This is a genomic window from Brevundimonas sp. KH_060 (assembly GCF_057838275.1).
Genome location: NZ_CM174463.1, coordinates 3,115,906 through 3,122,500 on the forward strand (window position 1 = coordinate 3,115,906; position 6,595 = coordinate 3,122,500).

Annotated in this window: 7 protein-coding genes, 1 tRNA gene and 2 rRNA genes (1 of these 10 cut by a window edge); 7 read left to right on the forward strand and 3 right to left on the reverse strand. The window is 63.9% G+C overall.

Annotated features, from left to right (window positions below):
- Window positions 1–138: 138 nt before the first annotated feature.
- From AC3IPP_RS15415 to AC3IPP_RS15445, 7 genes are all read left to right on the forward strand, one after another.
- Window positions 139–432 carry a phenol hydroxylase subunit gene (locus AC3IPP_RS15415; RefSeq protein ID WP_138142095.1) on the forward strand — a complete coding sequence of 98 codons (294 nt, stop codon included), beginning with the start codon at window positions 139–141 and terminating at the stop codon, window positions 430–432.
- A complete protein-coding gene (locus tag AC3IPP_RS15420) occupies window positions 429–1,445 on the forward strand; it encodes a ferritin family protein (protein WP_489149591.1) in 1,017 nt (338 codons plus the stop codon). Before AC3IPP_RS15415 ends, AC3IPP_RS15420 begins: the two co-directional genes overlap by 4 nt.
- Complete coding sequence (locus tag AC3IPP_RS15425; RefSeq protein WP_087139175.1) at window positions 1,442–1,711, forward strand: MmoB/DmpM family protein; 270 nt, start codon at window positions 1,442–1,444, stop codon at window positions 1,709–1,711. Before AC3IPP_RS15420 ends, AC3IPP_RS15425 begins: the two co-directional genes overlap by 4 nt.
- Before the next feature lie 2 nt (window positions 1,712–1,713).
- Window positions 1,714–3,240, forward strand: coding sequence for an aromatic/alkene/methane monooxygenase hydroxylase/oxygenase subunit alpha (locus AC3IPP_RS15430; protein ID WP_489149592.1), 1,527 nt, complete (start codon window positions 1,714–1,716; stop codon window positions 3,238–3,240).
- Window positions 3,241–3,252: 12 nt separating this feature from the next.
- A complete protein-coding gene (locus tag AC3IPP_RS15435; protein ID WP_489149593.1) occupies window positions 3,253–3,600 on the forward strand; it encodes a phenol hydroxylase subunit P4 in 348 nt (115 codons plus the stop codon).
- Between the two features lie 10 nt (window positions 3,601–3,610).
- Window positions 3,611–4,669 (forward strand): NADH:ubiquinone reductase (Na(+)-transporting) subunit F, encoded by a 1,059-nt coding sequence (locus AC3IPP_RS15440; RefSeq protein ID WP_489149594.1) that lies wholly within the window; start codon window positions 3,611–3,613, stop codon window positions 4,667–4,669.
- A 115-nt stretch (window positions 4,670–4,784) separates the two neighbouring features.
- Complete coding sequence (locus tag AC3IPP_RS15445; RefSeq protein WP_489149595.1) at window positions 4,785–5,696, forward strand: SphA family protein; 912 nt, start codon at window positions 4,785–4,787, stop codon at window positions 5,694–5,696.
- A gap of 126 nt (window positions 5,697–5,822) precedes the next feature.
- Here AC3IPP_RS15445 and AC3IPP_RS15450 read toward each other — a convergent pair.
- From AC3IPP_RS15450 to AC3IPP_RS15460, 3 genes are all read right to left on the reverse strand, one after another.
- Window positions 5,823–5,899: transfer RNA gene (locus AC3IPP_RS15450), tRNA-Met, on the reverse strand.
- A 56-nt stretch (window positions 5,900–5,955) separates the two neighbouring features.
- Window positions 5,956–6,070, reverse strand: a 5S ribosomal RNA gene (rrf, locus tag AC3IPP_RS15455).
- Window positions 6,071–6,145: 75 nt separating this feature from the next.
- Window positions 6,146–6,595 (reverse strand): 23S ribosomal RNA (locus AC3IPP_RS15460) (it continues 2,331 nt past the right edge of the window).

Here is a 6,595-nt window from a genome sequence, read left to right on the forward strand (position 1 = left end):
GCCCGCCCGCAAGGCAATAACCAAAAGGCATCAGACTCTGCCCTTTTTGTATTGGCCCATTATCAGACCCTCCGACAGTCTTCGTTTCAGGGAACGGAACAACGAACCGCGAAAAGCGGTCCAACCCAGGAAACGAACATGACAGCGGCGCCCAGCCCGATCACGCGACCCAGCCCGTTTTCGAGCGGTCGCCCCAAGCTCCAGACCGTCGTCCGCAACCTGACGGACAACGGCATCGTGGAGTTCGACTTCATCTACGGCGACCCCGACCTGAGCGTCGAACTGGTCCTGCCGGTCATCGCCTTCCGGGAGTTCTGCCTGGAGAACGGCTGTCTGGTGACCGCCGCCGATCCCGCCGCCAGCCACGCCGTGCTGCGCCTCGTCAAGGACGGCCCCGCCGTCGCCCCTGAGCCTGTTGGAGCGTCACAATGAATATCGACCTCAAAGCTGAGGCGATCACGCCGCGGCGTCATACCTTCTCGCACATTGCGCGGCGCTTCGGCGTCGACAAGCCCGCCTCGCGCTATGACGAGGCCACCTATGACGTCCAGCCGACGGCCAATTTCCATTATCGGCCGACCTATTCGCCCGAGTTCGAGCTGTACGACCCGCGCCGCACGCGCATCGTGATGAACGACTGGTACGTCTTCCGCGACCCGCGCCAGTTCTACTACGCCTCGTACAACATCAGCCGCGCGGCCATGCAGCAGTCGTTCGACGACGCCGTGAACTTCGTCGAGAAGCGCGATCTGGCCGCCGGCGTCGACCCGGCCTGGCGCGACATGTTCGCCGCCTATCTGCTGCCGCTGCGCCATGTCGAATGGGCAGCGAACATGAACTGCCAGCTGATGGCCGACTGGGGCTATGGCACCCAGATCACCTCGGCGGCGGCCTTCTGCGGCGCTGACCGCCTGGGCATCGCCCAGGTCATTTCGCGCATCGGCCTGCTGCTGGGCCAGGGCACGGAGAGCGCCCTGGCCGACGCCAAGACGCAATGGCTGGAGGCCGATGTCTGGCAGCCCATGCGCCGCCTGGCCGAGGACCAGATGGTCGTGCACGACTGGTTTGAGCTGTATGTCGCCCAGCTGATAGTGCTGGACGGCTACATCTATCCGCTGGTCACAGGCGCCTTCGACCGCGCCGGCGCCGCGCATAACGGCTCGGCCTTCTCGATGATGACCGGCTTCCTCGGCGACTGGTTCGCCGACAACAGCCGCTGGACCGACGCCGTGGTCAAGGCGGCGGCCGCTGAATCGGACGCCAACCGCATCGTGCTGGGCGAGTGGTTCGAGCGCTGGTCCGCCCGCGCCGAAGAGGCCGTCCGCCCGATCGCCGCCATGGTGCTGGGCGCCGAAGGCGACGCCGCCGTCGATGCCGTCGGGGCGCGTCTGCGCGAACGGATGGTCGGCCTGAACGCCCTGGAAGCCCGGGAGATGGCGGCATGATCAAGCCCGTTTCCATCAGCATTCAGAACACCCAGGACGGTTTCGCCATCATCGAAGCCATCCTGGCCGACAACCCCGAGGCCAAGAGCAACCCATTCCCGGCCATGACCAAGATCGACTGCCCCGGTCGGCTGGAAATCCGCGCCGAGAGCGTTTCCGAACGCCTGGGCCGCGACTGGGACCCTCAGGAAATCCACCTCAGCGTCATCTCCCTGTCCGGTTCGGTGGACGAGGACGACGGCTCTCTGATCATCTTCTGGAGATAGGCATGACCCCGCGCAAAATGAGCCTGAAGCAGAAATACGGCGCCTATACGCGAGGTCTGGACTGGAAACCGACCTATCAGCGCGCCGACGACATCTTCCCTTTCGCCAAATATGAAGGGATCAAGATCCACGACTGGGACGCCTGGGAAGACCCCTTCAAGCTGACCATGGACGCCTATTGGAAATTCCAGGCGGAGAAGGAGCGCAAGCTCTACGCCGTCATCGACTCCATGGCCCAGAACAACGGCCAGCTGGGCATCACCGACGCCCGGTATCTGAACGCGGTCAAACTGTTCATACAGGGCGTGACGCCGCTGGAGTATCAGGCGCACCGCCACTTCGCCCACCTGGCGCGGCACCTGCCGGGCGCGGGCCTGCGCGTGGCGGCGCAGATGCAGTCGATCGACGAACTGCGTCACTGCCAGACGCAGATTCACACCATCAGCCACTACAACAAGTATTTCGACGGCATCCACGACTTCACCCACATGCATGACCGCCTGTGGTATCTGTCGGTGCCCAAGTCCTTCTTCGACGATGCGACCAGCGCCGGACCGTTCGAGTTCCTGACCTCGATCAGCTTCGCCTTCGAATACGTCCTGACCAATCTGCTGTTCGTGCCCTTCATGTCGGGCGCGGCCTACAACGGCGACATGGCGACGGTGACGTTCGGCTTCTCGGCCCAATCGGACGAGAGCCGCCACATGACGCTGGGCCTTGAGGCCGTCCGCTTCCTGCTGGAACAGGACGAGGCCAATGTGCCGATCGTTCAGGGCTGGATCGACAAGTGGTTCTGGCGCGGATACCGCCTGCTGTCGCTGGTCGGCATGATGATGGACTACATGCTGCCCAAGAAGGTCATGTCCTGGAGCGAAGCCTGGGAGACCTATTATGAGCAGGCGGGCGGCGCCCTGTTCGCCGATCTGGCCCGCTATGGCATCCGCGAGCCGAAATACGCCGACGTCGCCAAGGCCGAAAAGGGCCACATGACGCACCAGGCGTGGGGCATCTTCTACAACTACACCCACGCCGCCGCCATGCACACCTGGGACATCGACGAAGCCCACATGGCCTGGCTGCGCGAGAAGTATCCCGACACCTTCGCCCAGCACTATGAGCCGCGCTATCGCAAGTGGCGCGAACAGGCTGACGAAGGAAAACGCTTCTACAACAACGGCCTGCCGCAGCTCTGTCAGGTCTGCCAGATCCCCATGGCCTTCACTGAGGTCAGCGATCCGGGGACCATCAGCTTCCGTGTCTCGGAACACGGCGGCGACAAGTTCCACACCTGTTCGGACGGCTGCAAGGACATCTTTGACCACGAACCGGCGAAGTACGCCCAGGCCTGGCTGCCCGTGCACCAGATCTTCCAGGGCAACTGCGGCGGGGCGACCCTGCCCGAGGTGCTGGACTGGTACCACATCAACCAGGGGGCCGATAACATGGACTACGCCGGGTCCCCCGAAGAAGAGCAGTGGAACCGCTGGATGGAGGGGCGCCGCCCCGCCTTCCCGGTCGCAGCCGAATAGGAGGACAGCCCCATGGCCACCGCAAGCTTGCACCCCGGTTACACCGGCCCCGTTCGCGACCGGGTCGAGAACTTCAACGGCGCCCAGCTGGTCTATGTCCACTGGGAGGAGCATCTGAACTTCTGCTCGGCGATCACACTGCCGCTGCCGCCGCAGACGCCCTTCGCCGCCCTGACCGGAGAGATCCTGCCGTCGCTCTATGCGGTGGATCCGGAATGGGCCAAGGTCGATCTGACCAAGGCCCGCTGGATGCTAGACGGCGCCGACTGGACGCCCGATCCGGCCCGGTCGTTGGCCGATCAGGGCGTCGGCCACAAGTCGCTGATCCGCTTCTGGACCGGCCCCTCCGCCACGGCCTGAGGATACGCCCATGCCGACCCTGACCATCGAACCGATCGGCGAGACCATCAAGGTCGCGCCCGGTCAGACCCTGCTGGACGCCTGCCTTCGGGCCGGCGTCTGGCTACCCCACGCCTGCGGCCACGGCCTGTGCGGCACCTGCAAGGTCGAGGTGCTGGAAGGCGAAGTCGATCACGGCGGCGCCTCCCCCTTCGCCCTGATGGATTTCGAGCGGGACGACGGCAAGACCCTGGCCTGCAGCGCCATGCTGTTGGCCGACACAGTCATCGAGGCCGACGTCGATGAAGATGAAGACGCTCGTCGCATCGCCGTCAGGGACTATGTCGGCCGGGTCGAACGCCGTGAACTGATCACGCCGGATATTCTGGGCCTCTGGCTGCGGCTGGACGGCGAAGGCCTGGACTTTCAGGCGGGGCAATACGTCAACCTGCAACTGCCGGGCATCGAAGGCACGCGCGCCTTCTCCATCGCCAGCAGCCCGACCGAGCCGAACCTGATCGAACTGCACGTCCGTCGCGTTCCCGGCGGCGCCGGCACCGCCTGGCTGCACGATGAGCTCAAGGCCGGCGACAGTCTGAACTTCACCGGCCCGCTGGGGCGTTTCTACGTCCGGCGCTCGGCCGAAAAGCCGCTGATCTTCCTGGCGGGCGGCTCGGGCCTGTCCAGCCCCAAGGGCATGATCCTGGACCTGCTGGAACAGGGCTACTCCGAGCAGATCACCCTGCTGCACGGCGGACGGCGGCCCTGCGACCTGCACTTCGGCGACCTGTTCCGTCAGTTGGAAGCCGAACACGACAACTTCCGCTATGTCCCCGCCGTCTCCCAGCCCGAGGCCGATGACGTCTGGGACGGCGAGACGGGATACGTCCACGAAGCGGCCGAACGCCTGTTCGAGGGACGGTTCAGCGGCTGTCAGGCCTATCTGTGCGGGCCGCCGCCGATGATTGAGGCGGGCGTCATCGCCCTGATGAAGGGGCGCCTGTTCGAGCGGGACATCTTCATGGAGCGGTTCCTGACGGCCGGCGACGCCGAAGCCACGGCGCGCTCGCCCCTGTTCCGCAAGATCTGACGTCGAAACACTGCGTCTGAGGGGGCGCGGCTCAACAAAAAACGGACGGGCTTCCGACCGGCGCACCCGCGCCGGACGGCCGCCTGCACCCGAAAATCAAGGGAGGGAAACGACAATGAAGACACCGAAGCTCACAACCGCCACGATGGCCGCCAGAGTTGCTGCAACTCTGGCCATCGGCATGGCGGGCGTCGCCCATGCGGGCGAAACGCGCGGCACGGCCTATGCCGACGGGGCGGAATCCATCGGGGTGGCGCAACTGCCGCCGCCGGGGACCTATCTGCTGACCTACACCAACTACTATACCGCCGACCGCCTGAACGACGGCAACGGCGACAGTCTGGTCCCCGATTTCTCGCTCAACGCCTTCGCCAACATCGCCCGCGTGGTCCACGTCAGCGACAAGACCTTCCTGGGCGCCACGGTCGCCGCCCACGCCCTGATCCCGGTCGTCAACCTGGACGTCAAGGCGGGCGGTCAGAGCCAGAGCAATTTCGGCCTCGGCGACATCATCGTCAGCCCCCTGGTGCTGGGCTGGAAGAAGGGTGACTGGAACCTGGTCGCCACGGTCGACACCTTCATCCCCACCGGCGACTACAAGGCGGGCGATCTGGCCAACATCGGGCGCAACTACTGGACGTTCGAGCCGGTCTTCGCCGCCACCTACGCCCAGCCGGGCGGCGGATGGGAGGCCTCGGCCAAGGTGATGTACGACTTCAACACCACCAATGACGACACCGACTACAAGTCGGGCCAGAGCCTGCACACCGATGCGGCCGTGGCCTACACCACCGGCAAGCTGACACTGGGTCTGACTGGCTACTATTACCGCCAGACGACGGACGACAAGATCGCCGGCGCCCGCGTCGGCCCCGACGGCGTGCGCGGCGAGGCCTTCGCGCTCGGCCCCCTGGTCCGCTACGTCGTCGGCAACGTCCCCGTCACCGCCCAGTGGCAGCACGAGTTTCACGCGGAGAACCGCCCGCAGGGCGACAAGTTCTGGATCAAGGCGGCGTTCCGCTTCTGATCGACGTGTTTTGGCGGCGCCCTGGGCGGCCGAGTTCGGCCCCAGGGCGCCGCCTGCGTTTCATTTTAGGCGTAGGTCCAGACAGCAGAAAGCCCCGCAGCGTAGGCCATCGGGGCTTTGTAAGCTTGGGTGCGGGAGTAGGATTTGAACCTACGACCTTCAGGTTATGAGCCTGACGAGCTACCGGGCTGCTCCATCCCGCGGCAAGGCGGTAAGTAAAGGAAGAAGGATCGAGAAGTCATTCATGTGTGTCGGGTAGACCCGGCGGCGACCTACTCTCCCGCGCCTTAAGACGAAGTACCATCGGCTCTGGAGGTCTTAACGACCGAGTTCGGAATGGGATCGGGTGGGGAACCTCCGACAGAGCCACCAGGTCAACCCGACACACATGAATGAGAAGATATTGTCTATGATTTCGACAAGTAAGATCGAATGAGTTTTGCTGAGAAACGATCAAGCCGATCGGATTATTAGTACCAGTAAGCTTCACACGTCACCGCGCTTCCACACCTGGCCTATCAACGTGGTAGTCTTCCACGATCCTCAGCGAAGCCTTGTTTTGAGGTTAGTTTCCCGCTTAGATGCTTTCAGCGGTTATCTATTCCATACTTAGCTACCCTGCTGCACGGCTGGCGCCATGACAGGTCCACCAGAGGTATGTCCATCCCGGTCCTCTCGTACTAGGGACAGATCCTCTCAAGCTTCGAACACCCACGGCAGATAGGGACCAAACTGTCTCACGACGTTCTGAACCCAGCTCACGTACCACTTTAAACGGCGAACAGCCGTACCCTTGGGACCTGCTCCAGCCCCAGGATGTGATGAGCCGACATCGAGGTGCCAAACTTTGCCGTCGATATGGACTCTTGGGCAAAATCAGCCTGTTATCCCTAGAGTAC

Coding starts and splice junctions, on each gene's coding strand:
- AC3IPP_RS15420 (WP_489149591.1), top strand. CDS start 429: ATGAATATCGACCTCAAAGCTGAGGCGATCACGCCGCGGCGTCATACC.
- AC3IPP_RS15435 (WP_489149593.1), top strand. CDS start 3,253: ATGGCCACCGCAAGCTTGCACCCCGGTTACACCGGCCCCGTTCGCGAC.
- AC3IPP_RS15445 (WP_489149595.1), top strand. CDS start 4,785: ATGAAGACACCGAAGCTCACAACCGCCACGATGGCCGCCAGAGTTGCT.
- AC3IPP_RS15440 (WP_489149594.1), top strand. CDS start 3,611: ATGCCGACCCTGACCATCGAACCGATCGGCGAGACCATCAAGGTCGCG.
- AC3IPP_RS15430 (WP_489149592.1), top strand. CDS start 1,714: ATGACCCCGCGCAAAATGAGCCTGAAGCAGAAATACGGCGCCTATACG.
- AC3IPP_RS15425 (WP_087139175.1), top strand. CDS start 1,442: ATGATCAAGCCCGTTTCCATCAGCATTCAGAACACCCAGGACGGTTTC.
- AC3IPP_RS15415 (WP_138142095.1), top strand. CDS start 139: ATGACAGCGGCGCCCAGCCCGATCACGCGACCCAGCCCGTTTTCGAGC.